This is a genomic window from Streptomyces sp. NPDC042346 (genome assembly GCF_055581845.1).
In genome coordinates this window covers 153,418-179,676 of record NZ_JBVJEH010000003.1, presented here as the reverse complement: position 1 = coordinate 179,676, position 26,259 = coordinate 153,418, and the positions used below count along the sequence as shown (strand labels likewise).

Sequence of the window (26,259 nt, the reverse complement as noted above, 5' to 3'; positions counted from 1 at the left end):
TCCCCGGCGCAGTCCCCGTCCCTGTCCCCGTCGCAGTCGCCGTCCCGTATCCGCGTCGGATCCGCCCCGGACTCCTGGGGGGTGTGGTTCCCCGACGATCCGCGGCAGGTGCCCTGGCAGCGCTTCCTCGACGAGGTGTCCGGCGCGGGCTACGGATGGATCGAGCTCGGGCCGTACGGCTATCTGCCCACCGATCCCGCCGTCCTCATCGAGGAGACCGCGCGGCGCGGGCTGCGGGTCTCGGCGGGGACGGTCTTCACCGGGCTGCACCACGGCCCGGCCGTCTGGGACCGCACCTGGGCGCACGTCGCCGAGAACGCCGCGCTCGCCCAGGCCGTGGGCGCCGGCCATCTCGTCGTCATCCCGTCGTTCTGGCGGGACGACCGGACGGGCGAGGTCCTGGAGGAGCGCACGCTCACGGCGGAGCAGTGGCGGGATCTGACCCGGCTGACGGAACGTCTGGGACGGGAGGTGCGGGAGAGGTACGGGCTGCGGCTCGTCGTCCATCCGCACGCCGACACCCATCTCGACGGCGAGGAGAGCGTGACGCGCTTCCTCGACGCCACCGATCCGGAGGCCGTCGCGCTCTGCCTGGACACCGGGCACTACGCGTACGCGGGCGGGGACAGCGTCAAGCTGATCGAGAGTTACGGGGAACGGATCGGCTACCTCCACCTCAAGCAGGTCGATCCGGAGGTCCTGGCGCGAGTGGTGGCCGAGGAGGTGCCGTTCGGCCCGGCGGTGGCGCGGGGCGTGATGTGCGAACCGCCGTCCGGGGTGCCCGCCCTGGAGCCGGTGCTCGCCGCCGCGCAGGCCCTGGACGTGGACCTCTTCGCGATCGTCGAGCAGGACATGTACCCGTGCGAGCCGGACACTCCGTACCCGATCGCGCTGCGCACCCGGCGCTTCCTGCGCTCCTGCGGCGTGTGACCGGCGCATACCCGTGTGACCAGGGGTGACGCACGCAGACACACCGTCGTCCGCATGCATCACTTCCGTCACACAGGTCCTCGCTCCGTCACGCGTGTCTCCGTTACGCGGGTCTTCCGTCACAGGCGCTCGACAGCCGCTCTCCTCCTGTCGGCAGGGGTCGTTCAACGGGCACAGGCTCAGTGATCACCAACGCCCGCCCGCAGCGCCCCCGAACGGCACCCCCTGCCGCCGCTGCGCGGTGCGCAGGGAGGTACCAGGCATGACGGACAAGAGGCTCTGGTCGTACAAGGACATCGCCGCGCACATCCGCGTCCAGCCGGACACCGTGCGCTCGTACCGGAAGCACGGTCTCCTGCCGGCCCCCGACCAGGTCGAGTCGGGCAAGCCCTACTGGTACGCGGACACGATCCGCGCCTGGGTCGCCAGCCGTCCCGGCAACCGGGCCCGCCGCGACTGAGGCCTGTCGTCCGCACCTGACGGGCGAGGACGCCGGGTCCCGGAGTGTTCCGGGGCCCGGCGTCCTGCTGTCCGGCCGGCCGTCCTGCCGTCAGGTGATCAGCGAGGCGCGGCCGCGCTCTCGCGCCGCTCCTCGGCCGCCTCCGCGGCGACCGGAGCCGGCAGCGGCGCGGGGCCGTCCGACTCGCTGACGCCGAAGCGGTCGTGGAAGCGGCGCAGCGGCCCCGGGGCCCACCAGGTGAGGCGGCCGGTCAGCTTCATCACGGCGGGGACGAGGAGGCTGCGGACCACCATCGCGTCCATGAGGACGGCGAGGGCGACGCCGAGGCCGAGCATCTTGGTGTTGGTGACCCGTGAGGTGCCGATCGCGATCATGACGACGGCGAGGATCACGGCGGCGGCGGTGATCAGGCCGCCGGTGCGGCGCAGCCCGAAGCGGACGGAGTGCTCGTGGTCGCCGGTGGCGTCGTACTCCTCCTTGACGCGGGAGAGCAGGAAGACGCCGTAGTCCATGGAGAGCCCGAAGGCCACGCAGAACATGAGGACGGGCAGCGTGGTCTCGATGTCGCCGGTGGGGGTGAAGCCGAGGAGCCCGGCGAGGTGGCCCTCCTGGAAGACCCAGACGACCGCGCCGAACATCGCCGTGAGGCTGAGGGCGTTGAGGACGACCGCCTGGACGGGGATCAGGACGCTGCCGGTGAGCAGGAAGACGAGGAGCAGGGTGGCGAGGACGACGATCGCCGCCGCCCAGGGCAGCCGCTCGGCGAGGGCGTCCTTGGAGTCGACGAGGACGGCGGCCTGTCCGGTGACGGCGGTGTCGAAGGGCGCGGGTGCGGCCCGGAGTTCGCTCACGACCCGCTGGGCTCCGGGGCCGACGGTCTCGCCCTCGGGCACGACGGTGAAGTAGGCGTGGCCGCCGCCGCCCGCGGTGACGGGGCCGTCGGCCCGGCCGACGCCGTCGAGGGCGGCGATCCGCTCGCGGTAGGCCGCGTACTGGGCGGGGGTGGCCCGCCCCTCGGCGAGGACGGTGATCGCGCCGGCGGGGTCGCCGGGGAAGCCGTCGCGGAGCTGGTCCTGGACGACCCGGGAGGACGCGGTGACGGGGAGCTGGCGGTCGTCGGCGGTGCCGAACTTCACGCCGAGGAAGGGCAGTCCGAGGAGGACGAGGCCGGCCGCGGTGGCGACGGCGAAGACCGGCGCGCGGCGCATCACGAGGTCGGCGGCCCGGGCCCAGCCGGATCCGTCGGCGGCGTCCTCGCGGGGCGGCCGGCCGCGCCGGAGGAGGCGCCGCAGGTCCAGGGCGTTGACCCGGTCGCCGAGCAGGACGAGGGCCGCCGGGAGCAGGGTGAGCGCGGCGGTCGCGGCGAGGACGACGACGGCTATCCCGGCATAGGCGAAGGAGCGCAGGAAGTACTGCGGGAAGACGAGCATCGCGGAGAGCGAGACGGCGACGGTCAGCGCGGAGAACAGCACGGTCCGCCCCGCCGTGCGCAGGGTGGTGCGGACGGCGGTGTACGTGTCGGCGCCGGCGGCGAGCTCCTCGCGGTAGCGGCGGACGACGAACAGGGCGTAGTCGATCGCGAGTCCGAGGCCGAGGGCGGTCGTCAGGTTCTGTGCGAAGACCGAGACGTCCGTGAACTCGGTGATGCCGCGCAGGACGGCGTTGGTGCCGAGGATGGCGACGATGCCGACGCCGAGCGGAAGGAGGGCGGCGACGGCGCTGCCGAAGACCATGACGAGGAGGACGAGGGTGAGGGGCAGGGCGATGAGCTCGGCCCGCAGCAGGTCCTCCTGGATGATCACCTGCATCTCGTGGCGGACGGCGAGGCCGCCGCCGAGGGTGACCTCGACGGGGCCGTGCGTGCCCCGGTATTCGGGGGCGATCCGTTCGAGGACGGCGCCGGCGTCCTTCTCGTCGCCGTCGATCCGGGCGGCGATCACCGCCTGCCGGCCGTCCTCGGAGCGGAGGGCGGGCGAGCCGCTGGACCAGTAGGAGCCGACGCCGTCGACGCCCGGCTCGGCGTCGAGGCGCTCGGCGAGCTTCCGGGCCTCGGCGGCGACGGCCGGCGCGTCGACCGCGGCGGTCCCGGCGGTCCCGGCGTCTCCGGCGGTCCCGGTCTCCTCGGTGTCGAGCTCGGTGTCGGGCTTGGTGTCGAGGAGGAGGAGCAGGTTCGGCTGCGAGCCGGGGAACTCCCGGGCCAGCGCCTCCGTCGCGTACGTGGACTCGGCGGCCGGGTCCTCCCAGCCGCCGCTGCCCATCCGGTCGGCGACGCCGCCGCCCGCCAGGACGGTGAGGGCGGTGAGCACGAGCGCCACGAGGAGCGTGAGGCGCGGCCGGGCGGTGACGAACCGCGTCCACCCGCCGCCCGTACCCCCACCGGGTGTGGATTTCTTGACTTCGGCCATGACGCGGTGTCCCCTTCACCTGACCCATGTGCGCGCTTCCCGGCAGGTCACATGGGTCGCCCATTGCCATAGAATGACAAACACGAGTGATCACTCGCGTTTTCCAAGAATGCGAGCGACCTCTCGCATTTGTCAAACGTGTCGCGAGGAGAGCTGGGGACAGCCATGTCCGAGAAGCGCGAGAAGCCCGAGATGTCCGAGGAACCGAAGCCGCGCCGCCATCAGGCGCGCGGCGAGCGCCGCATCACGCAGCTGCTCCAGGCCGCCGCGAACGTCTTCTGCGCGAACGGCTACACGGCGGCCAGCACCAACGCGATCGCCCGCGAGGCACACGTCTCGCCCGGCACGCTCTACCAGTACTTCCCGAACAAGGAAGCCATCGCCATAGAGCTCGGCGGCCGCCTCATGCACGAGATGCGCGAGGCCCACGGCCAGGTCTTCACCCCGGAGAACCTGTCCCTGCCGCTGCCCCTGCTGCTCGACGCGATCGTCGACCCGCTGATCGAGTTCAACTGCGCCAACCCCGTCTTCCTCGCCCTGATGCACGGCTCCGAGATCCCCGGCCGGATCGCGGAGGAGCACGACGCCCTGCACGCCTCGCTGATCGAGCGGGTCCGCCTCCTGATCACGCACTACCTCCCGGGCCGCCCGACCGAGGAGTGCGTCCGGATCGCCGACATGGCCTTCGCGGTCTTCAAGGGCGGCCTCGCCCTGGTCCTCGCCGCCCCCGAGGGGCCCGAGCGGGACGCCACCGTCGCCGAGCTGAAGCTCGTCCTCCTGCGCTACCTCGACCCGGTCATCGGCGACGCCGCCGTCGCCACCCGCGCCGGGCTCACCACGCCTCGGAACCCCTGACCGCCTCGGAGGGCAGCGCCTTCTCCCCCGCCCGCGCCCGCAGCTTCAGCGCGAGCAGCGGGAAGACGAGGACGGAGGCCATGCCGGCCCCGACGAGCGCCGCCGCGTCGCCCGCCGTCAGCTCGTGGTCGTCCACGCCGATGGTCGTGATCGCGACGACGAGCGGCAGCGCCGTGGAGCCGTAGAGGACGAGCCCGCCCCGGTCCTTGCGGTCGAGGTCGCGCGGGGCGAGGAACCAGATCGGCCCGCCGCGCACGACCAGGAAGAGCAGCAGGAAGACCGGGAGCAGGAGCAGGGTCCGGCCGCCGGAGAGCAGCGAGTCCAGGTCGAACTCGATCCCGGTGACGACGAAGAAGACCGGGACGAGGAAGCCGAAGCCGACGGCCTCGATCTTCTCCAGGATCTCCGGGCCCGCCTGGGGCGCGGCCCCGGTCAGCACGAGCCGGGTGATGAGCCCGGCCGCGAAAGCGCCGAGCAGCACGTCGAGCCCGAGCGCCGTCGAGGCCCCCAGCATCAGGGCGAGCAGCAGGAAGACGAAGCGGACGGCGAACTGGCCGCTGCTGTGCAGGGTCTTGGCGATGATCCGGGAGAACCACGGCGGGCGCGGGCGCAGCGCCCAGAAGACGGCGGCGGCCGTGAGCGCGGCGAAGACCGCGAGGAGCACGGTCGACTCGGCGGCGGCGCGGCCGCTGAGCAGCAGCGCCATCGCGATGATCGGGCCGAACTCGCCCACCGCGCCGAAGGCCATGACGACCGAGCCGAACCGGCCGTGGAGCTCGCCCGCGTCCCGCAGCACGGGCAGGACGGTGCCGAGCGCGGTGCTGGTCAGCGCCACCCCGATGAAGACGCCCTTGGCATAGCCGCCGCCCAGCAGGATCCCGGTGCCGAGCCCCAGCGCGAGGGCGGCGACCCAGGCCCAGACGGCGCGCTTGAGGGTGTCGCCGCGGACCTTGCCGAACTCGATCTCGTACCCCGCGAGGAAGATCAGCATGGTGAGGCCGAGCTCCGAGAGGCCGTCGATCAGCGCGTCGGGGTGGGCCCAGCCGAGCACGTCGGGGCCGATGAGGATGCCGAGCAGGATCTCGAAGATGACCAGGGGTACGGGGATCCGGCGTCCCACTCCGTAGGCGAGCAGCGGCGCCAGGACGGCGATCGCCATGATCAGGATGAGCGTGGTCCCCGAATGCGACATAACGGGTATTTACCATAAGCTCCGGTCAGATGACCTGTCGGCGGAGGGACTTGGAGGTCTTCCGGTGCACGAGTACCCACCCACCACACAGACGCCCCCGCCGCCGGCGGCCCCGCCCACCCCGCAGCCCCGCCCCGGACTGTGGAAGCGCTGCCTGTGGGGCGGCCTGGCGCTCTGGATCCTGACGGCGGTCGTCACGTACGCCACCGAGAACACCACCCTGCTCCCCACCCTCATCCTGCTCGGCAGCTTCCTCGTCCCGGCGGTCTTCGTGCTCTGGGCGTACGAGCGGCACGGCCAGGACTTCGGCGTGCCGGTGATCCTCGGCTGCTTCCTCACCGGCGGCATCCTCGGCGTTCTCGGCGCCTCCGTCATGGAGTACTACCTGCTCCACCCCTCCCTCTGGATGTTCCTGGGGGTCGGGCTGATCGAGGAGGCCGTGAAGCTGGCGGCCCTGATGTTCGTCGTACGCCGCTATCCGCGGCTGCGCGGCATCCGCGCCGGACTCGTCCTCGGCGGCACGGTCGGCTTCGGCTTCGCCGCCTTCGAGAGCGCCGGGTACGCCTTCAACGCCGCCGTCACCATGGACGGCATCGACCTGCGCTCCCTCCTGGAGACCGAGATCCTGCGCGGGGTGCTCGCCCCCTTCGGCCACGGCCTGTGGACGGCGATCGCCGGCGCGGTCCTGCTCGCCTACCGCCGCCCCGACGGCCGCTTCCGCTTCGCGGGGCCCGTCATCGGCACGTACCTCGGGGTCGCGGTGCTGCACGCGCTCTGGGACTCCATGCACGGCATCGCGCTCTGGCTGGTGCTGCGCATGACCACCACCGACCTCGACCGCTCGCTCTTCGCCCAGGGGTACCTCCCGCAGCCCACCTCGCAGCAGGAGCACCTCTTCACCCTCTTCTCGGTGGGCGGGCTCGTCCTGGTGACCCTGGCGGGACTCGCCTGGCTGAGATCACTCGCGCGGCGCGACCGGGACAGGAGTGGAATTTATACCCCCTAGGGGTATAACCTGGTTGTGTAAGGACCTGAACCCCGAAGGAGCGCGCCATGTCCGCCGAGACGAAGACCGAACTCACCACCGTCTACCAGGTCAAGGGCATGACCTGCGGCCACTGCGAGGGCGCGGTCTCCGGCGAGATCTCCGAGATCCCCGGCGTCTCCTCGGTCACCGCCGTCGCCAAGACCGGTGAGGTCACCGTCGTCTCCGACGCCCCGCTCGACGTGGAGGCCGTGCGCGCCGCCGTCGACGAGGCCGGCTACGAACTCGTCTGACCGACCCCTCCTCGTCAACACCGCGCAGGGCCGTACCGTTACCGGGTACGGCCCTGCTCTCGTTGGGAAGCACTCATGACGTCCACGATCACCGAGCTGACGATCGGTGGCATGACCTGTGCCTCCTGCGCGGCCCGCGTCGAGAAGAAGCTCAACCGGATGGACGGGGTGACCGCGACGGTCAACTACGCCACCGAGAAGGCACGCGTCGAACATCCCCCGGAGCTCCCGGTCGGCGACCTGATCGCCACCGTCGTCAAGACCGGCTACACCGCCGAGGAACCCCTGCCGCCGGAGCCCGAGCCCGAGCCCGACGAGGCCCCCCGGGAGGACCCCGAACTCGCCTCCCTCCGGCAGCGGCTGACCGTCTCCGCCGTCCTCGCCGCGCCCGTGATCCTGCTCGCCATGGTCCCCTCGCTCCAGTTCGACAACTGGCAGTGGCTCTCGCTCACCCTCGCCTCCCCCGTCGTCGTCTGGGGCGGGCTGCCCTTCCACCGGGCCGCCTGGACCAACCTCCGGCACGGCGCCGCCACCATGGACACCCTCGTCTCGGTCGGCACCCTCGCCGCCTACGGCTGGTCGCTCTGGGCCCTCTTCCTCGGCGACGCCGGCATGCCCGGCATGCGCCACGGCTTCGACCTCACCGTGGACCGCTCCCAGGGCGCCTCCACCATCTACCTGGAGGTCGCGGCCGGGGTCATCACCTTCATCCTGCTCGGCCGCTACCTGGAGGCCCGCGCCAAGCGGAAGGCGGGCGCCGCGCTGCGGGCCCTGATGGAGCTCGGCGCCAAGGACGTCGCCGTCCTGCGCGGAAGCACGGAAGTACGGATCCCGGTCACCGAGCTGCGGGCCGGCGACCTCTTCGTCGTACGCCCCGGGGAGAAGATCGCCACCGACGGCACCGTCACCGCGGGCGCGTCGGCCGTCGACGCCTCCCTCCTCACCGGCGAATCGATGCCGCTGGACGTCACCGAGGGCTCCGAGGTGACCGGCGGCTGCGTCAACGTCTCGGGCCGGCTCGTCGTCCGGGCCGCCGCCGTCGGCGCCGACACCCGGCTCGCCCGCATGGCGAAGCTCGTCGAGGACGCCCAGAACGGCAAGGCCGAGGTGCAGCGGCTCGCCGACCGGATCTCCGCCGTCTTCGTCCCGGTCGTGCTGCTCATCGCGCTCGGCACCCTCGTCACCTGGCTCCTGCTCACGGACGACCCGACCGCCTCGTTCACCGCCGCCGTCGCCGTCCTGATCATCGCCTGCCCCTGCGCGCTGGGCCTCGCGACCCCGACCGCGCTGATGGTCGGCACGGGACGCGGCGCCCAGCTCGGCATCCTGATCAAGGGCCCCGAGGTCCTGGAGTCCACCCGCCGCGTCGACACCGTCGTCCTCGACAAGACGGGGACGGTCACCACCGGCCGGATGCGGCTGACCGGCGTGCACGTGTACGGCGGCGGTTACGGCACCTCGGGCACCGACGAGACCGAGCTGCTGCGCCTCGCGGGCGCCCTGGAGCACTCCTCCGAGCACCCGGTCGCCCGCGCGGTCGCGGCCGGCGCCGCCGAGCGGTGCGGCGAGCTCCCCGTACCGAAGACCTTCGAGAACGTCCCCGGGCTCGGCGTCCGCGGCTCCGTCGACGGCCGGCTCGTCCTCGTCGGCCGCGCCGCCCTCCTCACGGCCGAGGGCGTCGAGGCGCCCGCCGCCGCGGAGCCCGGCGCCGTCCACGTCGCCTGGGACGGGGTCGCCCGCGGCACCCTGACCGTCGCCGACACCGTCAAGGACACCAGCGCCGAGGCGGTCGCCCGGCTGCGCGGCCTGGGACTCCACCCGATCCTGCTCACCGGGGACCACCGGGCGGTCGCGGAGGCCGTCGCGGCGGAGGTCGGCATCGACGAGGTGATCACCGAGGTGCTCCCCGAGGAGAAGGCCGGGGTGATCCGGCGGCTCCAGGAGGAGGGCAGGACGGTCGCGATGGTCGGCGACGGGGTCAACGACGCCGCCGCCCTCGCCACCGCGGACCTCGGCCTGGCGATGGGGACGGGCACGGACGCGGCCATCGAGGCGAGCGACCTGACGCTGGTCCGCGGCGACCTGCGCGTCGCGGCGGACGCCATCCGGCTCTCCCGCCGCACCCTGGCGACGATCAAGGGCAACCTCGGCTGGGCCTTCGGCTACAACGTCGCCGCCCTGCCCCTGGCGGCGGCCGGACTGCTCAACCCGATGATCGCGGGGGCCGCGATGGCCTTTTCGTCCGTCTTCGTCGTATCCAACAGCCTGCGACTGCGGCGCTTCACGTGAATTGACCTACACGTGACGCACAGGACCTTCACAAAGAGATCTAGATCACAGATATTGGGGGGTAACCATCTGGGCTGTTCGCGAGTCTAAGTGGGCGATGCCGAGAACGTCTTGGGGGACGTTCATGGAATGTCTTGGGGGACGTTCCTAGGCAAGCGTTGGCCGGGGCACGTGCACCGGGGAGCTTTGAGCGGCCCTCCCGTACGTACCCCGGCAGACCGCCCCGCGCCCGACCGCGCAGCTACTGCTGACGCCGGCAGACGCCCGGCCCGGATCCCGTGGGGGGAATCCGCACCGGGGGATATGGGAAGCGCCCCGACCGTCGACCCGTGGGGGGATCGGCGGCGGGGCGCTTCCTGCTTTCTTTTAAGGCTCGGTTCGCCTCCGGGGCGCTCCAGTCGGTTTCGAGATGACGATCGTGCTCGACCCTCCTTCGTCGGGCCTCCGCGCGTTCGTCATCTCGAAACCGACCGCGCCCCTTCGGCTCACTCGCCGAGGCGCAGGTCAGGTCCCGTGAGGAACTAGCGGGCCTCGACCGGGACGAAGTCGCGGAGGACCTCGCCCGTGTAGATCTGGCGCGGGCGGCCGATGCGGGAGCCCGGCTCCTTGATCATCTCGTGCCACTGGGCGATCCAGCCGGGAAGCCGGCCGAGCGCGAAGAGCACGGTGAACATCTCGGTCGGGAAGCCCATGGCGCGGTAGATCAGGCCCGTGTAGAAGTCCACGTTCGGGTAGAGGTTGCGCGAGACGAAGTACTCGTCCGAGAGCGCGTGCTCCTCCAGCTTGAGCGCGATGTCGAGCAGCGCGTCGTCCTTGCCGAGCGCCGAGAGGACATCGTGCGCCGCCGCCTTGATGATCTTGGCGCGCGGGTCGAAGGACTTGTACACCCGGTGGCCGAAGCCCATCAGGCGGACGCCGTCCTCCTTGTTCTTCACCTTGCGGATGAAGGAGTCGACATCGCCGCCGTTGGCCTGGATGCCTTCCAGCATCTCCAGGACCGACTGGTTGGCGCCACCGTGCAGCGGGCCCCACAGGGCCGAGATGCCGGCGGAGATCGAGGCGAACATGTTCGCCTGCGAGGAGCCGACCAGACGCACGGTGGACGTCGAACAGTTCTGCTCGTGGTCCGCGTGCAGGATCAGCAGCTTTTCGAGCGCGGCGACGACGACCGGGTCCAGGTCGTACTCCTGCGCCGGGACCGAGAAGGTCATGCGCAGGAAGTTCTCGACGTACCCGAGGTCGTTGCGCGGGTAGACGAAGGGGTGGCCGATCGACTTCTTGTACGCGTACGCCGCGATCGTCGGAAGCTTGGCGAGCAGCCGGATCGTGGAGAGGTGGCGCTGCTTCTCGTCGAACGGGTTGTGGCTGTCCTGGTAGAAGGTGGACAGCGCGGAGACCACCGACGACAGCATCGCCATCGGGTGGGCGTCCCGCGGGAAACCGCGGAAGAAGTTCTTGACGTCCTCGTGGACGAGCGTGTGCTGCGTGATCTCGTTCTTGAAGGTCGACAGCTCGTCGACCTTGGGCAGCTCACCGTTGATCAGCAGGTACGCCACCTCAAGGAAGGTGGAGCGCTCGGCCAGCTGCTCGATGGGGTAGCCGCGGTACCGCAGGATCCCCTGCTCACCATCGAGGTAGGTGATCGCGGATTTATAGGCGGCGGTGTTGCCGTATCCGCTGTCCAGGGTGACCAGACCGGTCTGGGCTCGGAGTTTCCCGATATCGAAGCCCTTGTCGCCGACGGTGCTCTCGACCACCGGGTAGGTGTATTCACCGTCCGCGTACCGCAGTACTACAGAGTTGTCGCTCACGTCATCCCTCACCGACGTAGTGCCTCTTCTTCGAGGTGCCCTGACTGTCTCTACCATCCCCCATTTGGCTCAGGAGAGTGCACTCGGGGTCGACCATTGGGCCAATCGGCGGCACTCAGTGCCGCCAACCTTCATATCCTGCCCCCTTCGCCCCGGTTCCGGTAGACCTCCGTGATCTTTCACACCGGAGCTCCACCTGTGAGGCGATGGGACAGTGCGGTAAAGCGCCTGCCCGCCGACACCGTGCGGACCGCCTGGGCTATCGCCCGGCGCGAGCCGACCAGGACGACCAGCTTCTTGGCCCTCGTCACGGCCGTGTAGAGCAGATTCCGCTGGAGCATCATCCAGGCGCTCATGGTGACGGGGATCACCACCGCCGGATACTCGCTTCCCTGCGAGCGGTGGATGGTGACCGCGTACGCGTGGGCGAGTTCGTCCAGCTCGTCGAAGTCGTACGGCACCTCCTCGTCCTCGTCCGTGCGCACGGTCAGCCGCTGCTCGACGGCGTCCAGGGCGGTGACGACGCCGACCGTGCCGTTGAAGACGCCGTTCGCCCCCTTGTCGTAGTTGTTCCTGATCTGGGTGACCTTGTCGCCGACCCGGAAGACCCGGCCGCCGAACCGCTTCTCGGGCAGGTCGGGGCGGGCCGGGGTGATCGCCTGCTGGAGCAGTCCGTTGAGCGAACCCGCGCCCGCCGGGCCCCGGTGCATGGGGGCCAGGACCTGGACGTCCCGGCGCGGGTCGAGGCCGAACTTGGCCGGAATGCGGCGGGCCGCGACCTCCACGGCGACCCGCGCGGCGTCCTCGGTCTCCTCCTCGACGAAGAGGAAGAAGTCCGGCAGGCCCTGGGTGAGGGGCGGCGTGCCGGAGTTGATCCGGTGCGCGTTCGTGACGACCCCGGACTGCTGGGCCTGCCGGAAGATCCGGGTCAGCCGCACGGCGGGTACGGGGCTGCCGGGGGCCAGCAGGTCGCCGAGGACCTCGCCCGCGCCGACCGAGGGGAGCTGGTCGACGTCCCCCACGAGGAGCAGGTGGGCACCGGGTGCCACGGCCTTGACCAGCTTGTTCGCCAGGAGCAGGTCGAGCATGGAGGCCTCGTCGACGACGACCAGGTCGGCGTCGAGCGGCCGGTCCCGGTCGTAGGCCGCGTCCCCGCCCGGTTTGAGCTCCAGGAGCCGGTGGACGGTGGAGGCCTCGGCGCCGGTCAGCTCGGCGAGCCGCTTGGCGGCCCGGCCGGTGGGCGCGGCGAGGACGACCTTGGCCTTCTTGGCCCGGGCCAGCTCCACGATCGAGCGGACCGTGAAGGACTTGCCGCAGCCGGGGCCGCCGGTGAGGACCGCGACCTTGCAGGTCAGGGCGAGCCGGACCGCCTCCTCCTGCTCGGGCGCGAGCGTGGCCCCGGTGCGCTCGGCGAGCCAGGCCAGCGCCTTGTCCCAGGCCACGTCCCGGAAGGCGGGCATGCGGTCCTCGCCGGTCCGCAGGAGCCGGCCGAGCTGCCCCGCGAGCGACAGCTCGGCGCGGTGGAAGGGCACCAGGTACACGGCGGTGACCGGCGCCCCCTCGGGGCCGGGCACCGACTCCCGTACGACCCCCTCGGGGTCCTCCGCGAGCTCGGCCAGGCACTCGATGACGAGCCCCGTGTCGACCTGGAGGAGCTTGACGGCGTCGGCGATCAGCCGCTCCTCGGGCAGGAAGCAGTGGCCCTGGTCGGTGGATTGCGACAGGGCGTACTGGAGGCCGGCCTTCACCCGGTCGGGGCTGTCGTGCGGGATGCCGACGGCCTGCGCGATGCGGTCGGCGGTGAGGAAGCCGATCCCCCACACGTCGGCGGCGAGCCGGTAGGGCTGGTTCTTCACGACGGAGATGGAGGCGTCCCCGTACTTCTTGTAGATCCGGACCGCGATGGAGGTGGAGACGCCCACTCCCTGGAGGAAGACCATGACCTCCTTGATCGCCTTCTGCTCCTCCCAGGCCGCCGTGATGTTCCCGGTGCGCTTGGGGCCCAGACCCGGGACCTCGATCAGACGCGCGGGGGACTCTTCGAGGATGTCGAGGGTGTCGAGCCCGAAGTGCTGCGTGATGCGGTCGGCGAAGACCGGGCCGATGCCCTTCACGAGACCGGAGCCGAGATAGCGGCGGATGCCCTGGATCGTCGCCGGGAGGATCGTCGTGTAGTTGTCGACGGTGAACTGCTTGCCGTACTGCGGGTGGGACCCCCAGCGGCCCTCCATCCGCAGCGACTCCCCCGGCTGGGCGCCGAGCAGCGCACCGACGACCGTGAGGAGGTCGCCGGCGCCGCGCCCGGTGTCGACGCGGGCGACCGTGTACCCGCTCTCCTCGTTGGCATAGGTGATCCGCTCCAGCACCCCTTCGAGCACTGCCGGACCGCGACCCTCGTTCGACATGCACCGACCGTAGCGAAGGCCTCGGACACCCGGGACGCCCTGTGGACAACTCGCGTCCCGGGGTGCCGGGAAGCTCAGAGCGCCGCGGTGAGGTCCAGTTCGACCCGCTGTCCGGGGAATCCGAGCTGCGCGACCCCGAGCAGCGTGCTCGCCGTGGTGAAGGCGGGCCCGAGGGCGGACGCGTTGAGCCGTGCCCAGACGGCGGCGAGTACCGGCCGCTCGTCGCTCACGACGTAGATCACGGACTTGACGACCCGGTCCGGCGTCGCACCGACGGCCGCCAGCGCGGCCAGGGCGTTGGCCACGATCTGGTCGACCTGTCCGTCCACGTCGTCCCCGACGAGCGTGCCGTCCGGCCCCAGGGGGCACTGCCCGGCCAGGTAGGCCGTACGGCCCGTCTCCACGACCGTGACGTGGTGGTATCCGGGGGTCGGGTGCAGGCCTTCCGGATTGACGCGCCGTATCTCCGTTGTCATGGCCCTCATCGTGACGTCCGTCCGGCAGTGCGGCAACGGAGATTCTCCCGACGTGCCGTCCCACCGCTCCCCGCCTAGCGTTTCCGGCATGAGTGAACCTTCCTTCCAGGACGACGTCCTGACCGAGCTCGGCGACGACCGGCTCCAGGAGATCGCCGGGCTGCTCGGGACCGACGCCACCGGGGCCCAGGAGCTCGTGGACAGTTCGGTCACGGAGCTCTCCGGCGAGCTGCGCCGGGCGGCGGCCGAGCCGGCCAGCGCGGACGAGGTCCGGGCCGCCGTCGACGAGGTCGCGTCGGCCGAGCCACCGCTCCAGGGCGTCGCCACGCTCGGCGGCCTGGCGGCCGGGGGCCTGATGGCCGGGGTGCTCGCCAAGCTCGCCCGCCCGGCGGCGAGCGCGGTCGCCAAGCGCACCGGCCTGCCGCCCGCGACGGTCGACCGCGCAGTCGACATCCTGGTCCCGGTCATCGTCGCCGCCCTCACCAAGCGCGCCGCCGCGAAGAAGGGCGGCGACGGCCTGGGCGACCTGCTGGGCGGCGGCGGCAAGAAGTAGCCGCCGGCCTCGAAGCCTCAGGCAAGCCGTACCGTTCGCGGCACTCTCAGACCGCCAGGAAGCGTTCCAGGGTCTCCTCCAGGACCTCGACGCCGTCCCGTGCCCACAGTTCGTCGTTGAAGAGTTCCACCTCGACCGGGCCGGTGTAGCCGGCCTTCTCCACGAGGTCCGCCCAGGCCCGGAGGTCGATCGCGCCCGTGCCCAACTGGCCCCGGCCGTTGAGGACTCCGGCCGGCAGCGGGGTCGTCCAGTCGGCGAGCTGGAAGGAGTGGACGCGGCCCGCCGCGCCCGCGCGTTCCACCGCGGCCGGGGCCCGGTCGTCCCACCAGAGGTGGTACGTGTCGACGGTGACGCCCACCTGCTCGGCCGGGAACCGCTCCGCGATGTCCAGGGCCTGATCGAGCGTGGAGACCGCGCAGCGGTCGGAGGCGTACATCGGGTGCAGCGGCTCGATGGCGAGGCGGACGCCGCGCTCCCCCGCGTACGGGGCGAGTGCCCCGATGGCCTCGGCGATCCGGGCCCGCGCGGAGGGCAGGTCGGGACAGGCGGGGGTGAGGCCGCCGGAGACCAGGACGAGGGTGTCGGTGCCGAGCGTCACGGCCTCGTCGATGGCGGCGCGGTTCTCCGCCTCCCAGCCGTCCGCGGTGAAGAACCCGCCCCGGCAGAGGGTGGTGACGGCGAGGCCCGCGTCCCGTACGAGAGCGGCCGCCGCCTCGACCCCGTACTCCTGGACGGGTTCGCGCCACAGGCCGACGCCCGGGACGCCGAGCCGGACGCACTCCGCGACCAGTTCGGGCAGGGCGAGCTGCTTGACGGTCATCTGGTTGATGCTGAAGCGGTCGAGGTTCACTGCGGTACTCCGTACACGGTGAGCAGGGAGCGCATGCGGGCCTCGGCGAGCGCCGGGTCGGGGAACAGGCCGAGTCCGTCGGCGAGTTCGTAGGCCCGGGCGAGGTGCGGGAGCGAGCGGGCGGACTGGAGGCCGCCGACCATCGTGAAGTGCTCCTGGTGGCCGGCGAGCCAGGCGAGGAGGACGACGCCCGTCTTGTAGAAGCGGGTCGGGGCGGCGAAGAGGTGCCGGGAGAGCTCGACGGTCGGGTCGAGGAGCTTGCGGAAGCCCGCGACGTCGCCGGTGTCGAGGGTCCGGACCGCCTCGGCCGCGAGCGGGGCGAGGGGGTCGAAGATGCCCAGCAGGGCGTGGCTGAAGCCCTGTTCGTCGCCGGCGATGAGCTCCGGGTAGTGGAAGTCGTCGCCCGTGTAGCAGCGGACGCCCTCCGGGAGGCGGCGGCGCAGCTCGACCTCGCGCCGGGCGTCGAGGAGGGAGACCTTGATGCCGTCGACCTTGTCGGGGTGGGCGGCGATCACGTCGAGGAAGGTCTCGGTGGCGGCGTCGAGGTCCGCCGAGCCCCAGTAGCCCTCCAGGGCCGGGTCGAACATCGGGCCGAGCCAGTGCAGGACCACCGGTTCGCTCGCCTGGCGGAGGAGGTGGCCGTACGTGTCGAGGTAGTCGTCCGGGGTCGCCGCCGCGGCGGCGAGGGCCCGGGAGGCCATCAGGATGGCCTGGGAGCCGGTCTCCTCGACGAGGGCGAGCTGCTCCTCGTAGGCCTGCCGGACGGTCAGGAGGTCGGCGGGTGCGGTGAGCTGGTCGGTGCCGACGCCGCAGGCGATGCGGCCGCCGACGGCCTTCGCCTCGGCGGCGGAGCGGCGGATCAGCTCGGCGGCCCCGGCCCAGTCGAGGCCCATGCCGCGCTGGGCGGTGTCCATGGCCTCCGCGACCCCGAGGCCGTGGGACCAGAGGTGGCGGCGGAAGGCGAGGGTGGCGTCCCAGTCGACGGCGGCGGGCGAGTCGGGGGTGGTGTCGGCGTACGGGTCGGCGACGACGTGCGCGGCGGAGAAGACCGTACGGGAGACCAGGGCGCCGCCCGTGGGGACGGCGAGGGGCTCCGTGCGGGGCGTGTGCTCCCGTACGCCTCCGCCCGCCTGCGGGAGGCGGATCACAGGGAGACCTCCGGGACGTCGAGGCGGCGGCCCTCGGCGGCCGACCTCAGTCCCAGCTCGGCGAGCTGGACGCCGCGGGCGCCGGCGAGCAGGTCCCAGTGGTACGGCTCGCCGAGGGTGACGTGCCGCAGGAAGAGCTCCCACTGGGTCTTGAATCCGTTGTCGAACTCGGTGTTGTCGGGGACCTCCTGCCACTGGTCGCGGAAGGACTCGGTGACCGGGATGTCGGGGTTCCAGACGGGCTTCGGGGTGGCCGAGCGGTGCTGGACGCGGCAGTTGCGGAGTCCGGCGACGGCGGAGCCGTGGGTGCCGTCGACCTGGAACTCGACGAGCTCGTCGCGGTTGACGCGGACCGTCCAGGAGGAGTTGATCTGGGCGACGGCGCCGCCCTCCAGCTGGAAGATGCCGTACGCGGCGTCGTCGGCGGTCGCGGCGTACGGCTTGCCCTGCTCGTCCCAGCGCTGCGGGACGTGGGTGGCGACGTGCGCGGCGACGCTCGTGACCCGGCCGAAGAGCTCGTGGAGCACGTACTCCCAGTGCGGGAACATGTCGACGACGATGCCGCCGCCGTCCTCCGAGCGGTAGTTCCAGCTGGGGCGCTGGGCGTCCTGCCAGTCGCCCTCGAAGACCCAGTAACCGAACTCGCCGCGCACGGACAGGATCTCGCCGAAGAAGCCGCCGTCGATGAGCCGCTTGAGCTTGAGCAGGCCGGGGAGGAAGAGCTTGTCCTGGACGACGCCGTGCTTGATGCCCTTCGCCTCGGCGAGCCGGGCGAGCTCCAGGGCGCCGGCGAGGTCGGCGGCGGTGGGCTTCTCGGTGTAGATGTGCTTTCCGGCGTCGATGGCCTTGGTGAGGGCGTCGACGCGGGCGGAGGTGACCTGGGCGTCGAAGTAGATGTCGACGGTGTCGTCGGCGAGGACGGCGTCGAGGTCGGTGGACCACTCGGTGAGGCCGTGGCGCTCGGCGAGCGCGCGCAGGGCGTGTTCGCGGCGGCCGACGAGGACGGGCTCGGGCCAGAGGATCTCGCCGTTGCCGAGGTCGAGTCCGCCCTGCTCGCGCAGCGCGAGGATCGAGCGGACGAGGTGCTGGCGGTAGCCCATGCGCCCGGTGACGCCGTTCATGGCGATGCGGACTGTCCTGCGTGTCACGAAATCTTCCTCTCCCGGCAATTCCGCGCCTCGATAGAAAGCGCTTTCTGTCTGGGAGGAAGCTAACCTGCCGACATCACGCCGGACAAGGGCCTCGGAGGTAACGCACACGATGACCGTCACCCTGGCGGACGTGGCCGCCCGCGCCCGGGTCTCCCCCGCGACCGTGTCCCGGGTCCTCAACGGCAACTACCCGGTCGCCGCCTCGACCCGCGAGCGGGTCCTGCGGGCGGTGGACGAGCTGGACTACGTCCTCAACGGCCCCGCGAGCTCCCTGGCCGCCGCCACGTCCGACCTGGTCGGCGTGCTGGTCAACGACATCGCCGACCCCTTCTTCGGGATCATGGCGAGCGCGGCGCAGAGCGCGATCGGAGAGGTCGCGTCGGGGCGGGCCGGGGGCGAGAAGCTCGCCGTCGTCTGCAACACCGGCGGCTCCCCCGCGCGCGAACTGACCTACCTCACCCTGCTCCAGCGGCAGCGGGCCGCGGCCGTGATCCTCATGGGCGGCTCGCTGGAGGACCCCGGGCACCTGGCGGCGACGGCGGGCAAACTGGCCAAACTCGCGGAGGCGGGGACCCGGGTGGTGCTGTGCGGGCGGCCGCCGGTGCCGGGCGACGCGAACACGGCGGCGCTCGTCTTCGACAACCGCACCGGCGCGCAGCGCCTGACCGAGCACCTGCTCGACCTCGGACACCGGCGCATCGGATACGTGGCGGGCCCGGCCGACCGGACGACGACCCGGCACCGGCTCGAAGGCCACCGGGCGGCGCTCGCGGCGGCGGGGGTCGCCGAGGGGCCGACGGTCCACGGCCCGTACGACCGCCGGTCCGGCTACGAGGCGACCGCCGAACTCCTCGTCCGCGACCCGGACTTGACGGCGGTCGTCGCCGCCAACGACACGGTGGCGCTCGGCGTCTGCGCGGCCCTGCGGGAGCGGGGCCTGTCCATCCCGGACGACGTCTCGGTGGCGGGCTTCGACGACCTGCCCTTCTCGGTGGACGCGGTCCCGGCCCTCACGACCGTCCGCCTGCCCCTGCACGACGCGGGCGTACGGGCGGGCCGCCTGGCCATGGGCGCGGAGGAGCCTCCGGCGGGGGGTCCCGTGAACGTCCCGGGGGAGCTGGTGCTCAGGGGGTCGACGGCCCGGCCGCGGGGGTAGCGGGTCAGTATCGTGAGACGTACCGAAACGCGGAGGCCCCATGGCACCACCGATGATGAACGCACTCAGCGCCTGGGAAGTGCTGGACGGCGTGAACCTGCCCGGTGGATACCGCGTGGAGATCACGGACGGGAAGATCATCCTGACGCCGCGCACCGAGCAGCAGTCAGACGTCGTCATCGACGCGGCACCCCAGATCGATCAACAGCTGGCCGACGAGGGCGAGATCCTCTCGGACGTCATGATCGACTTCCCGTCCAGCCTGTACGGCTACGCCCCTGATCTCGCCATCGTCGCCCCCGGCTCCGAGCTGAACAGTCGGGGGCGCTACGAGTGGCACAGCCTGGAGGCCGTGCTCGAGGTCGTCTCGAAGAGCACGCGGGACAATGACTTCGACAAGAAGTTCCGGATGTACGCCGAATGCGCCATCCCGCTCTACGTGATCATCGACCCGTCGGACAGCACCTGCACCATCCACCGGAACCCCACGCGTACCGGCGCCTACATGGACCAGGAGCAGATCGCCTTCGGCGAAGACCTGGTCCTCCCCCTCGAAGGGCGGGAGATCGTCGTGAAGACCGACGGATTCCCCCGCTCCGAGAGCTGACCTAGTTCTCCGGCGTCAGGCCCGTCGCCGTCAGGACCGCTTCGACCGTCTCCTCGATCGTCTGGTCCGCGTTGTCGATCCAGACGCCCTCGCCGGAGAGTTCCTCGCGCATGGCCTCGTCGAGGAAAGCCCAGTTCGTGGTGAGCTTCTTGTGGCGGGCGTTGTTGCGTTCCCAGGCCTTGTCCGGGCCCGGGGCCAGGATGACCACGTGGAGCTTCGCCGTCTTCGTGTGGGCGCGGTAGAAGTCCAGGTGGGAGCGGCGTACGACCACGTCGTCGAGGACCGGCAGGAAGCCGGCCGCGGCGAAGCTGTCCGCGAGGAGGCAGCCGTTGCGGGCGCGCAGCAGGATCTGGCGGTCCGCCTCCGGGTCGCCGTCCGGGCTGGGCCAGCGGCAGCCCTGGACGATCAGCTCCTGGAGGTGGTCGACCTCGATGTGCGCGGAGCGGGCGAAGCGGGCCGCGAGGGCCGCCGCGACGGTCGACTTGCCGCTGCCCGGGATGCCGGCGAGCAGGACGGCGCCGGGCGCGGGCTCGGGGGTGTCGACGGTGATGTGCTCGAAGGTCATACGGGCCTTTCCTCGCAGGTGGGACCGGACGACGATACGGTCACGGGCTCCCGTGCCGCCAGGGAATTACGGGGCGGCGGCGTCCGGCGCGCTCCCGGTGCGAAGGAGGTCAGCGCCACTCCCCCGACCAGCAGCGCCGCCGCGCACCAGCGGAGCGGGCTCACTCCCTCTCCCAGGAACAGGGCGGCCGAGGACATGCCGAAGACGGGGACGAGGAGCGAGAAGGGCGCGACGGAGGAGGCCGGGTGGCGGCGGAGCAGCCACCCCCAGGCACCGAAGCCGAAGACGGTCGTGATCCAGGCGACGTAGAGGATGACGCCGACGCCCGTCCAGTCGAGTCCGCGCAGGGCCGCGAGGTCGCGCTCCGGTCCCTCCAGGAGGAGGGAGAGGGCGAGCAGCGGCAGGACGGGCACGGTGCTGACCCACACCATGAAGTTGAGGGCGTCGGGCGGGGAGGCCTTGCGGGTCAGGACGTTGGAGACGCCCCAGCAGGCCGCCGCCGCGACCACCAGGGCGAAGCCCGTGAGCGCCCCCGCCGCACCGTCGAACGCGCCCTCGTCGACCGCCGCGACGCCGATGCCCGCGAGGGCGACCGCCATGCCCGCCACCTTGAGCCGGCCGGGGCGCTCGCCGAGGGCCGCGAAGGCGAAGAGCGCGGTGAAGACCGCCTGGACTTGGAGGACCAGGGACGAGAGTCCGGCCGGGGCGCCGAGGTCCATGCCGGTGAAGAGCAGCCCGAACTTGGCCACGCCCAGGACGAGTCCGACGCCCACGATCCACTTCCAGGCGACGGTGGGGCGGCCGACGAGGAAGACGGCCGGCAGGGCGGCGGCGAGGAAGCGGAGGGCGGAGAAGAGCAGCGGCGGGAAGTGGTCGAGGCCGATCTCGATGACGACGAAGTTGACGCCCCAGACGGCCGCGACGAGGGCGGCGAGGGCGAGGTGGGCCGGGGCGAGACGGGTGGGGACGGAGGGGAGGGTGGGGAGGGCGGAGGCTGAGGGGAGGGTGGGGGCTGAGGAGCGCGAGGGGGCGGGGCTCATGTGTCGAGCATCGCGCCGGCGACCGTGTAGCACCAGCACGGGTTCCTTCATGGTGGGATGAAGCAACACTTCATCCACTGCACCCGAACCCACTCCGACGGGAGCCCCCCGTGCTCGATCTCGGCCGTCTGCGCGCCCTCCACGCCGTCGCCGTCCACGGCAGCGTCGGCGCCGCCGCCTCCGCCCTCGGCTACACCCCGTCGGCGGTCTCGCAGCAGATCGCGAAGCTGGAGCGCGAGACCCGTACGACCCTGCTCGAACGCAGCGGCCGCGGCATCCGCCTCACCGACGAGGCCCATCAACTCGCCGACACAGCGCAGCAGTTGCTCGCCCTCGTGGAGGAGGCCGAGGTGCGGATCGAGGAGCGGCGCGGTCTGCCGTCCGGGCGTCTGACGATCGGCTGTTTCGCGAGCGCGGCGCGCGGTCTGATGCCCCGGGCGCTCGCGGAGCTGGCCCGGCGCCACCCCGGTCTCGACGCCCGCCTGTCGGAGGTGGACCCGCACCTCTCGATCGACCTGGTGGCGCGGGGCGTGATCGATCTGGCCGTGGTGCACGACTGGGACATCGCCCCGCTGCCGGCCCCGCCGGGGGTCGAGCGGGCGGCCGTCGGCGACGACCTGTGCGACATCCTCGTCCACCGGGACCACCCGCTGGCGGGCCGGAAGTCGGTGCGGCGGGAGGAGCTGGCGGACGAGCGGTGGATCTCGCAGCCGCCGGGCACGGTCTGCCACACCTGGCTGACCCGGACGCTGCGGGCGACGGGGTACGAGCCGCTGATCGCCCATCAGGCGGAGGAGAACCACACCCAGGTCGCCCTGGTGGCGGCCGGTCTGGGCATCGCGCTCGTCCCGCGGCTCGGCCGCGGCGGGCTGCCGCCGGAGGTGACGCCGGTCCACCTCGACCCGGTGCCGACGCGCCGGCTGCACGCCATGTGGAGGACGGGGGCGGCGCGGCGCCCGGCGATCCGGGAGACGGTCCGTACGCTCCAGGAGCTCTGGCCCTCCGTCACGTCCGTCACGTCCGTCGCGGGCGCGTAGTCGGCCGGGGCCCGAGGCGATTCCTGCGCGGATCCTTGACCTGGCAGTTACTTTCGGGCTATCCGTGACACCTTGGAAGTTTCCTTCAACCTCGCACGGCCGGAAGGAGCATCAGTGCACCACCGCGCCCCCGCCCCCTCCCGACGCACCCTTCTCACGGTGACCGCCGCAGCCGCCGCAGCCGCCGTCACCGGAGTCACCGCCCCGGTGGCCCACGCCGCGCAGGAGCGGCACGACGACAAGAAGCTCCAGCGAATCATCGATCGGATGTCCCTGGAGGAGAAGGTCGGCCAGCTCTTCGTCATGCGGGTGTACGGCCACTCCGCGACCGCCCCCGACCAGGCCGACATCGACGCCAACGTCAAGGAGATCGGCGTCCGCACCGCCGCCGAGCTGGTCGAGCGCTATCACGTCGGTGGCGTCATCTACTTCTCCTGGGCCCACAACACCCGCGACCCGCAGCAGATCGCCGAGCTCTCCAACGGCATCCAGCAGGCCGGTCTCGCGCAGCCGACCCCGGTCCCCCTGCTCATCTCGACCGACCAGGAGCACGGCATCGTCTGCCGGGTCGGCGAGCCGGCCACCCTGGTGCCCGGGGCGATGGCCCTCGGCGCGGGCGGCTCGCTCGCGGACGCCCGGAAGGCCGCGCAGATCGCGGGCGCCGAGCTCGCCGCCGTCGGCATCCGGCAGAACTACGCCCCGGTCGCCGACGTCAACGTCAACCCGGCCAACCCGGTGATCGGCGTCCGTTCCTTCGGCTCCGACCCCCAGGCGGTCGCCGGTCTGGTCGCCGCCCAGGTCAAGGGCTACCAGCGGGCCGGGGTCGCGGCCACCTCCAAGCACTTCCCGGGCCACGGCGACACCGCCGTCGACAGCCACTACGGCCTGCCGACGATCACCCACACCCGGGCCCAGTGGGCCGAGCTCGACGCGCCGCCCTTCGCGTCGGCGATCGCCGCCGGGATCGACTCGATCATGACGGCGCACATCGTGGTGCCCGCGCTCGACCCCAGCGAGGACCCGGCGACCCTCTCCCGGCCCATCCTCACCGGCATCCTGCGCGAACAGCTCGGCTACGACGGCGTGGTGGTCACCGACTCGCTCGGCATGGAGGGCGTGCGCACCAAGTACGGCGACGAGCGCGTCCCGGTCCTGGCGCTCAAGGCAGGGGTGGACCAGCTGCTCAACCCGCCGAACCTGGACGTCGCCTGGAAGGCGGTCCTGGCGGCGGTCAAGGGCGGCGAGCTGACGGAGAGCCGGCTCGACGAATCGATCCTGCGGATCCTGCGGCTCAAGGCGAAGCTGGGCCTCTTCCGGCAGCCGTACGTGACCCGCGCGGGCGTCGACCGGGTGGTCGGCACCCGGGCGCACCTCGACCGGGCCGACCGGATCGCCGAGCAGACCACGACCCTGCTCCTCAACGAGGGCGGCTTCCTGCCGCTGAGCCCCGCCGGCCACGGCAAGGTCCTCGTCGTCGGCGCCGACCCCGCCTCGCCGTCCGGCACGACCGGGCCGCCCACCACGACCCTGGCCACGGCCCTCGGGGAGCTCGGGTTCACCGCGACGGCGCTCTCCACCGGGATCACCCCGACGGCCGCGAGGATCGAGGAGGCGGTGGCGGCGGCGGCCGGGCAGGACGTCGTCGTCGTGGGCACGTACAACATCACCGCGACCAGCCCGCAGCGCACGCTCGTCGCGCGGCTCGTCGCGAGCGGTGTGCCCGTCGTGACGATCGCGATCCGCAACCCGTACGACATCGCCCGGATCAGCGGCCAGCGGGCGACCCTCGCCGCCTACTCCTGGACCGACGTCGAACTCCGCGCCGCGGTCCGGGTCCTGGCCGGGCGGGCGCGGCCGAAGGGGCGGCTGCCCGTCCCGGTGCAGAGCGCGGACGACCCGACCCGGGTGCTGTACCCGGTCGGCCACGGTCTCTCGTACAGCTGACACGCGATACGGGTGTGCCCGGCGGTCCTCCGAGGACCGCCGGGCACACCCACGCGTACTGGGGAGTTACGGGCGCAGCCCGTGCTCCCGCGTCACGTCCTCGTCGACCGCCTTGTCGAGGCGGGCGTCGAAGCGCGCCAGGGGCTGCGCCGCCTCGACGGCCGGGGCGGAGACGCCGGCCCAGGCCAGGATGCGGGCGGTGGCGTTCTCGCGCTCGGCGTCGACGAGCCCGGCGACGTTGGCGCCGTGGTTCGCGCCAGGCGCCGTGTAGACGTAGCTGTCGCGCGCGCCCTTGCCGAGGTGGAACGGCTCGGAGCCCCACGGGTCGTTGCCGCCGTAGACGAAGAGCATCTGGTTCGCGTTCCTGCGGACCCAGTTGTCGACGTCCCGCATGACCTGCGGCTGGAACTTCATCGGGATGGAGCTCGGCACGAAGTTGCGGGCCGGCTGGTAGCCGTAGCGGCTGAGGCCCCCGAGGTGCGGCTGCTTGATGCTGGGCGAGCCGAGCTGGGTGGCCGCCTGGTAGTAGTACGGCGTGTAGTAGTCCAGGCCCTGGTCGGTGTAGGCGGCCCAGCCGGAGTAGGCGTCGATCGTCTCGTAGACGGCGTCGTCGCTCGCGGTCGCCGCGTCCGGGATCTGGTCGCAGACGTCCTCGCCGTAGTACTGCCAGAAGCCCCAGACGAAGTCGAGGACGACGGCCTCGTAGGCCTTGTCGACGGTGCCGATGGTGTTGAAGGTGGCGCCGTCGGCCTCGGACTTCTCCTTGAACTTCTTCTGCAGCGGCTCGCGGCGGACGAGGGCCTCGCGCTGCATGTTGTTCAGGCGGTCGCGGCAGGCCTTGGTGCCGACGTTCGCGAAGAAGCGGTCGTAGGCCGAGTCCTCGTTGTTCACCACGTCGTTCGGGGCGACGTACGCGACGACGCCGTCCATGTCACGCGGGTAGAAGCGCTCGTAGTAGGTGGCGGTCATGCCGCCCTTCGAGGCGCCGGTGGAGAGCCAGTTCTCCTGGTAGATCTTCTTCAGCGCGGTGTAGATCCGGTGCTGGTCGCTGGCCGCCTGCCAGATGTCGAGCTTGGACCAGTCGGCCGGCTGCGGGCGGGACGGCGTGAAGAAGCGGTACTCCATGGAGATCTGGTTGCCGTCGATGATCCGGGTCGGCTCGGCGCGGCTGGGAGTGGTGCTCAGGCCGTAGCCGCTGGTGCGGAAGACGGTGGGACGGCTCGTGTCCTTGTGGAGGACGGAGAGCCGCTGCTTGAAGGTGCCCGCCCACGGGCGCTTGTGGTCGATCGGCTGGACGTAGTCCAGGACGAAGTAGCGGTAGCCGGCGTAGGGCTTCTCCTCGATCAGGCTCATCCCGGGGATCGCCAGGATGCGGTCCTTGATGTCCGTGCTCTGCGAGTCGGCGACGGCGGTGGGGCTGTTGGCCTCCGTGTCCGCCGCGGTGGCCACGCCCGCGGTGCCGACGGTGCCTATGAGCACCGCGAGCGACACCAGCCCTCTGAGCGACTTGCGCATTCGTCCTCCCCTTGGTTCACAACGGTGTCGCGAACCTAGCGGGGGCAACGTGTGGACCGCCAGACCTTGTTGGTCCTTACTCTTGGACTTTCCTGTGCTTCAGCAGAGGAAAGACCCGGCGTCAGCAGGGGAAACGGGTCGGCGTCAGCACAGGATCCAGCCCGTGGACCTGCCCTGTCCGGCCACCGAACCGTAGGCGCGGACGCAGCGGTTGAGGGCGTGGACGGTGACCGGGCCGGTCTGCCGGCCGAACCGTCCGGCCTTGACGGCGGGACGGCCGCCGCGCGGCTGGAGGGAGACGGTCATCGGACGGGCGGCGCCGGGCCGCTTGGCGACGGTGACGGCGCAGGCGTAGTGACGGGTCCGGTAGAGGCGCAGCTCGCCGGTGGCGAAGCGGTAGGTCTTGGCCGGGCGGCCGGTGCAGACGGAGACGGCCTCGGCGGTGGCGCCGCCGCCCGGTCCGGGCCAGGGGGTCAGGAGCAGCGCGAGGGCGGCGAGGAACGGGACGAGGACGCGCGCGAGCAGCCGTCGGCGGTGTGGTGCGGGTGTCGCGTCCGTCGGCATGTCCGTGAGCATGCGGTCCCCTCCCGAG

23 protein-coding genes are annotated in these 26,259 nt (G+C 71.9%); 11 read left to right on the top strand and 12 right to left on the bottom strand.

The window, feature by feature from the left end; genetic code table 11:
* Positions 1-21 precede the first annotated feature (21 nt).
* Entirely contained in the window at positions 22-930 is a 909-nt protein-coding gene (locus ACZ6K0_RS14515; protein ID WP_469233828.1) for a sugar phosphate isomerase/epimerase family protein, read from the top strand.
* A gap of 262 nt (positions 931-1,192) precedes the next feature.
* Entirely contained in the window at positions 1,193-1,390 is a 198-nt protein-coding gene (locus ACZ6K0_RS14510; RefSeq protein WP_376405680.1) for a helix-turn-helix transcriptional regulator, read from the top strand.
* 98 nt (positions 1,391-1,488) lie between these two features.
* Here ACZ6K0_RS14510 and ACZ6K0_RS14505 read toward each other — a convergent pair whose 3' ends face one another.
* Entirely contained in the window at positions 1,489-3,795 is a 2,307-nt protein-coding gene (locus ACZ6K0_RS14505) for an MMPL family transporter (protein WP_469233665.1), read from the bottom strand.
* Positions 3,796-3,960: 165 nt separating this feature from the next.
* Here ACZ6K0_RS14505 and ACZ6K0_RS14500 point away from each other — a divergent pair, with 165 nt between their 5' ends.
* Positions 3,961-4,650, top strand: coding sequence for a TetR/AcrR family transcriptional regulator (locus ACZ6K0_RS14500; protein ID WP_376405676.1), 690 nt, complete (start codon positions 3,961-3,963; stop codon positions 4,648-4,650).
* On the opposite strand, the gene ACZ6K0_RS14495 is transcribed toward ACZ6K0_RS14500, so the two are convergent.
* Complete coding sequence (locus ACZ6K0_RS14495) at positions 4,628-5,842, bottom strand: cation:proton antiporter (protein ID WP_469233668.1); 1,215 nt, start codon at positions 5,840-5,842, stop codon at positions 4,628-4,630. The two genes, ACZ6K0_RS14500 and ACZ6K0_RS14495, sit on opposite strands and share 23 nt — an antisense overlap.
* A 64-nt stretch (positions 5,843-5,906) precedes the next feature.
* Here ACZ6K0_RS14495 and ACZ6K0_RS14490 point away from each other — a divergent pair, with 64 nt between their 5' ends.
* From ACZ6K0_RS14490 to ACZ6K0_RS14480, 3 genes are all read left to right on the top strand, one after another.
* Complete coding sequence (locus ACZ6K0_RS14490; RefSeq protein WP_376405672.1) at positions 5,907-6,848, top strand: PrsW family intramembrane metalloprotease; 942 nt, start codon at positions 5,907-5,909, stop codon at positions 6,846-6,848.
* A gap of 47 nt (positions 6,849-6,895) precedes the next feature.
* Positions 6,896-7,120 (top strand): heavy-metal-associated domain-containing protein, encoded by a 225-nt coding sequence (locus ACZ6K0_RS14485; protein WP_376405670.1) that lies wholly within the window; start codon positions 6,896-6,898, stop codon positions 7,118-7,120.
* A 75-nt stretch (positions 7,121-7,195) separates the two neighbouring features.
* Complete coding sequence (locus ACZ6K0_RS14480) at positions 7,196-9,409, top strand: heavy metal translocating P-type ATPase (protein WP_469233671.1); 2,214 nt, start codon at positions 7,196-7,198, stop codon at positions 9,407-9,409.
* Between the two features lie 521 nt (positions 9,410-9,930).
* Here the strand turns inward: ACZ6K0_RS14480 and ACZ6K0_RS14475 are convergent.
* The 3 genes from ACZ6K0_RS14475 to ACZ6K0_RS14465 all read right to left on the bottom strand — a co-directional run bounded on the left by ACZ6K0_RS14475 (position 9,931) and on the right by ACZ6K0_RS14465 (position 14,101).
* Entirely contained in the window at positions 9,931-11,220 is a 1,290-nt protein-coding gene (locus ACZ6K0_RS14475; protein WP_351809704.1) for a citrate synthase, read from the bottom strand.
* A gap of 179 nt (positions 11,221-11,399) precedes the next feature.
* Positions 11,400-13,625, bottom strand: coding sequence for an SF1B family DNA helicase RecD2 (gene recD2 / locus ACZ6K0_RS14470; RefSeq protein WP_469233673.1), 2,226 nt, complete (start codon positions 13,623-13,625; stop codon positions 11,400-11,402).
* 74 nt (positions 13,626-13,699) lie between these two features.
* On the bottom strand, positions 13,700-14,101 hold the full coding sequence (locus ACZ6K0_RS14465) for a RidA family protein (protein WP_469233675.1): 402 nt from the start codon (positions 14,099-14,101) through the stop codon (positions 13,700-13,702).
* Positions 14,102-14,189: 88 nt separating this feature from the next.
* Between ACZ6K0_RS14465 and ACZ6K0_RS14460 the strand changes: the two genes are divergently transcribed.
* Positions 14,190-14,654, top strand: a complete 465-nt coding sequence (locus tag ACZ6K0_RS14460) for a DUF937 domain-containing protein (protein ID WP_469233677.1) — start codon at positions 14,190-14,192, stop codon at positions 14,652-14,654.
* Positions 14,655-14,700: 46 nt separating this feature from the next.
* Here ACZ6K0_RS14460 and ACZ6K0_RS14455 read toward each other — a convergent pair whose 3' ends face one another.
* The 3 genes from ACZ6K0_RS14455 to ACZ6K0_RS14445 are packed head-to-tail and all read right to left on the bottom strand — an operon-like array spanning position 14,701 to position 17,800.
* Positions 14,701-15,474, bottom strand: a complete 774-nt coding sequence (locus ACZ6K0_RS14455) for a sugar phosphate isomerase/epimerase family protein (RefSeq protein WP_376405774.1) — start codon at positions 15,472-15,474, stop codon at positions 14,701-14,703.
* A 26-nt stretch (positions 15,475-15,500) separates the two neighbouring features.
* The gene (locus tag ACZ6K0_RS14450; RefSeq protein WP_469233679.1) at positions 15,501-16,652 is read right to left on the bottom strand and encodes a dihydrodipicolinate synthase family protein; all 1,152 of its coding nucleotides are present in this window, start codon (positions 16,650-16,652) and stop codon (positions 15,501-15,503) included.
* Positions 16,649-17,800: a Gfo/Idh/MocA family protein gene (locus ACZ6K0_RS14445; protein ID WP_469233681.1), complete on the bottom strand. Its 1,152-nt coding sequence runs from the start codon at positions 17,798-17,800 to the stop codon at positions 16,649-16,651. Before ACZ6K0_RS14445 ends, ACZ6K0_RS14450 begins: the two co-directional genes overlap by 4 nt.
* Before the next feature lie 112 nt (positions 17,801-17,912).
* Between ACZ6K0_RS14445 and ACZ6K0_RS14440 the strand changes: the two genes are divergently transcribed.
* Entirely contained in the window at positions 17,913-18,959 is a 1,047-nt protein-coding gene (locus tag ACZ6K0_RS14440) for a LacI family DNA-binding transcriptional regulator (protein WP_469233683.1), read from the top strand.
* Between the two features lie 40 nt (positions 18,960-18,999).
* Positions 19,000-19,566 carry a Uma2 family endonuclease gene (locus ACZ6K0_RS14435; protein ID WP_469233685.1) on the top strand — a complete coding sequence of 189 codons (567 nt, stop codon included), beginning with the start codon at positions 19,000-19,002 and terminating at the stop codon, positions 19,564-19,566.
* A 1-nt stretch (position 19,567) separates the two neighbouring features.
* Here ACZ6K0_RS14435 and ACZ6K0_RS14430 read toward each other — a convergent pair whose 3' ends face one another.
* The gene (locus tag ACZ6K0_RS14430; protein ID WP_469233687.1) at positions 19,568-20,131 is read right to left on the bottom strand and encodes a zeta toxin family protein; all 564 of its coding nucleotides are present in this window, start codon (positions 20,129-20,131) and stop codon (positions 19,568-19,570) included.
* On the bottom strand, positions 20,128-21,171 hold the full coding sequence (locus ACZ6K0_RS14425; RefSeq protein WP_469233689.1) for an EamA family transporter: 1,044 nt from the start codon (positions 21,169-21,171) through the stop codon (positions 20,128-20,130). The genes ACZ6K0_RS14430 and ACZ6K0_RS14425 overlap by 4 nt, the downstream gene beginning before the upstream one ends.
* Before the next feature lie 110 nt (positions 21,172-21,281).
* Between ACZ6K0_RS14425 and ACZ6K0_RS14420 the strand changes: the two genes are divergently transcribed.
* Together ACZ6K0_RS14420 and ACZ6K0_RS14415 are read left to right on the top strand one after the other, a co-directional pair.
* Entirely contained in the window at positions 21,282-22,208 is a 927-nt protein-coding gene (locus ACZ6K0_RS14420) for a LysR family transcriptional regulator (protein ID WP_469233691.1), read from the top strand.
* A 114-nt stretch (positions 22,209-22,322) separates the two neighbouring features.
* Positions 22,323-24,152 carry a glycoside hydrolase family 3 protein gene (locus ACZ6K0_RS14415; RefSeq protein WP_469233692.1) on the top strand — a complete coding sequence of 610 codons (1,830 nt, stop codon included), beginning with the start codon at positions 22,323-22,325 and terminating at the stop codon, positions 24,150-24,152.
* 66 nt (positions 24,153-24,218) lie between these two features.
* Here the strand turns inward: ACZ6K0_RS14415 and ACZ6K0_RS14410 are convergent, their stop codons facing one another.
* On the bottom strand, positions 24,219-25,667 hold the full coding sequence (locus ACZ6K0_RS14410) for an aminopeptidase (protein WP_376405642.1): 1,449 nt from the start codon (positions 25,665-25,667) through the stop codon (positions 24,219-24,221).
* A 144-nt stretch (positions 25,668-25,811) separates the two neighbouring features.
* Positions 25,812-26,243, bottom strand: a complete 432-nt coding sequence (locus tag ACZ6K0_RS14405; protein ID WP_376405640.1) for a hypothetical protein — start codon at positions 26,241-26,243, stop codon at positions 25,812-25,814.
* Positions 26,244-26,259 lie beyond the last annotated feature (16 nt).

Excerpts from the sequence above, each read along its gene's own strand:
- ACZ6K0_RS14505 (WP_469233665.1), bottom strand. The coding sequence starts at position 3,795 with ATGGCCGAAGTCAAGAAATCCACACCCGGTGGGGGTACGGGCGGCGGG.
- ACZ6K0_RS14455 (WP_376405774.1), bottom strand. The coding sequence starts at position 15,474 with ATGACCGTCAAGCAGCTCGCCCTGCCCGAACTGGTCGCGGAGTGCGTC.
- recD2 (WP_469233673.1), bottom strand. The coding sequence starts at position 13,625 with ATGTCGAACGAGGGTCGCGGTCCGGCAGTGCTCGAAGGGGTGCTGGAG.
- ACZ6K0_RS14405 (WP_376405640.1), bottom strand. The coding sequence starts at position 26,243 with ATGCTCACGGACATGCCGACGGACGCGACACCCGCACCACACCGCCGA.
- ACZ6K0_RS14425 (WP_469233689.1), bottom strand. The coding sequence starts at position 21,171 with ATGAGCCCCGCCCCCTCGCGCTCCTCAGCCCCCACCCTCCCCTCAGCC.
- ACZ6K0_RS14480 (WP_469233671.1), top strand. The coding sequence starts at position 7,196 with ATGACGTCCACGATCACCGAGCTGACGATCGGTGGCATGACCTGTGCC.
- ACZ6K0_RS14495 (WP_469233668.1), bottom strand. The coding sequence starts at position 5,842 with ATGTCGCATTCGGGGACCACGCTCATCCTGATCATGGCGATCGCCGTC.
- ACZ6K0_RS14510 (WP_376405680.1), top strand. The coding sequence starts at position 1,193 with ATGACGGACAAGAGGCTCTGGTCGTACAAGGACATCGCCGCGCACATC.
- ACZ6K0_RS14430 (WP_469233687.1), bottom strand. The coding sequence starts at position 20,131 with ATGACCTTCGAGCACATCACCGTCGACACCCCCGAGCCCGCGCCCGGC.
- ACZ6K0_RS14500 (WP_376405676.1), top strand. The coding sequence starts at position 3,961 with ATGTCCGAGAAGCGCGAGAAGCCCGAGATGTCCGAGGAACCGAAGCCG.
- ACZ6K0_RS14410 (WP_376405642.1), bottom strand. The coding sequence starts at position 25,667 with ATGCGCAAGTCGCTCAGAGGGCTGGTGTCGCTCGCGGTGCTCATAGGC.
- ACZ6K0_RS14440 (WP_469233683.1), top strand. The coding sequence starts at position 17,913 with ATGACCGTCACCCTGGCGGACGTGGCCGCCCGCGCCCGGGTCTCCCCC.
- ACZ6K0_RS14460 (WP_469233677.1), top strand. The coding sequence starts at position 14,190 with ATGAGTGAACCTTCCTTCCAGGACGACGTCCTGACCGAGCTCGGCGAC.
- ACZ6K0_RS14485 (WP_376405670.1), top strand. The coding sequence starts at position 6,896 with ATGTCCGCCGAGACGAAGACCGAACTCACCACCGTCTACCAGGTCAAG.
- ACZ6K0_RS14435 (WP_469233685.1), top strand. The coding sequence starts at position 19,000 with ATGGCACCACCGATGATGAACGCACTCAGCGCCTGGGAAGTGCTGGAC.
- ACZ6K0_RS14465 (WP_469233675.1), bottom strand. The coding sequence starts at position 14,101 with ATGACAACGGAGATACGGCGCGTCAATCCGGAAGGCCTGCACCCGACC.